General features: G+C 62.7%; 3 protein-coding genes. 1 reads left to right on the forward strand and 2 read right to left on the reverse strand.

All coding sequences use genetic code 11. From position 1 onward, the window contains the following. Together ACWELQ_RS46095 and ACWELQ_RS46100 are read right to left on the reverse strand one after the other, a co-directional pair. On the reverse strand, positions 1-197 hold a 197-nt coding region (locus ACWELQ_RS46095), incomplete at its 3' end, for a hypothetical protein (protein WP_452403259.1). A gap of 10 nt (positions 198-207) precedes the next feature. Then, positions 208-561: a hypothetical protein gene (locus ACWELQ_RS46100; protein ID WP_452403260.1), complete on the reverse strand. Its 354-nt coding sequence runs from the start codon at positions 559-561 to the stop codon at positions 208-210. 268 nt (positions 562-829) lie between these two features. On the opposite strand from ACWELQ_RS46100, the gene ACWELQ_RS46105 reads away from it, so the two are divergent. After that, positions 830-1,121, forward strand: a 292-nt coding sequence (locus ACWELQ_RS46105; protein WP_452403261.1) for a hypothetical protein, incomplete at its 3' end; no start/stop codon positions are given.

Raw genomic sequence — 1,121 nt, forward strand, 5'->3', positions numbered from 1 at the left:
GTGCCAACCAGCATCTGGGATGGGGCCGAGTCCTCGTCGACGGCAAGGATCAAGGCTTCAGGATCGCGCCGGATCAAAGCCTCGACCGCGCTACTGGAGTCCGGCGGCCGATGCGCGTCCTCCGCCGCCTTGCCCCAGAACTCGAGAATCGCAGAGACATCGGAGCTGCATGCAGAGCGGAGAACAATCTTCGACACGGCCACAACCCTACGGCTGGTTGGTCTTCCGCCGCGCCGCACTGGCCGATCGCTCAGCTCCTTCACCGTCGCCTCGAGACATCGGTAAATCAGCGAATTCCACCGCACCGAACTCGATCTCAGCCTGTTCGACGGCCGATGGAATGTCGTTGTGGTCGGTGTCGGAGATGCACTGCCACTCGGCATCGCAGTAGAACAAGTACACCTGCGAGCTCGAGCCGTATCGAGCGATCGCCAGGCCCGCGAAGCCTTCGGCAAGGCGACCGTCTACCCAATGTCGTGTCCTACCGGTGGGCGTCAAGCCACGAACATCTGCCACCTTCAAAACGCGCGCCCCATCAATGAACAGCGGTACATCCGTCACGATCACATTGTCGCTCCAGCCTTTGCCACGTCCTGCCCAGTCCCCGAATTCGGGCTGCGCTTCGATGCGCCGGTTGGCAGCATGTCGGAATGCCGGATTTGGAGTGGTGCGATGTCGAGGAGCTCTTCGACCCCGACATGATGGGTTCCCTGCTCGACCGCCTTCCGTGCAACTGAGCACGGCGCCGAGTTGCGGTTTCCGCATCAAGAAGGCATCGACAGTGCTGTACTGGGAGTCTGCTCATTCCGCTGCGTTACGGGGGTACGCGATGAGTAACGTCTGGCATCCGGCGAGCTTCTGGGGAGTCCTGGCCACCGGTACCGAAATCAACGATCCCGACATCTCTTTCGCAGCCGGTCGGCTCAACAGCGTCGTGCGACTGGACGAAGAACCAGTCCCGGTGATCCTGGCCGCCGCCGAGTACAGCGGTGTCTGGCTGATGGAACGCGACGGCGGCGACGCCATTCCGTTGAGTACCACCTGGGATCGGCCGGGGCTCAACGTGATCCGGCGCGGAGTGCACGGGTCTCGGCACGTGTTCGCTGCCGGGGACGCACTCT

Source organism: Nocardia sp. NPDC004722, assembly GCF_053601505.1.